Origin of the sequence: Nocardioides abyssi (genome assembly GCF_030412915.1) — a bacterium.
Classification (GTDB): domain Bacteria; phylum Actinomycetota; class Actinomycetes; order Propionibacteriales; family Nocardioidaceae; genus Nocardioides; species Nocardioides abyssi.
This window is the reverse complement of record NZ_JAUHJR010000299.1, coordinates 1-215: the sequence shown is the minus strand read 5'-3', so window position 1 is coordinate 215 and position 215 is coordinate 1. Positions and strand designations below refer to the sequence as shown.

Sequence of the window (215 nt, the reverse complement as noted above, 5' to 3'; positions counted from 1 at the left end):
GCGAGCTGGTGCTCGACCGCACCCCGTTCTACGCCGAGTCCGGCGGCCTGGCGGCCGACGCGGGCATCATCGAGTTCGACGGCGGCCGGCTCGTGGTGCTGGACGTCCCGCGGCCGGTCCGCGGCCTGGTGGTGCACCAGGTCCGCGTGGTCGACGGCGAGCTCGACGCCGGCGCCGCGGCGCTGCACGCCCGCGTCGACCCCGAGTGGCGGACC

At 77.7% G+C, this 215-nt stretch carries 1 protein-coding gene; it reads left to right on the top strand.

What is annotated here, in order from left to right:
• Nucleotides 1–215 (top strand): alanine--tRNA ligase-related protein (locus tag QWY29_RS20805; RefSeq protein ID WP_300963110.1); only part of this gene is annotated, 215 nt, incomplete at both ends.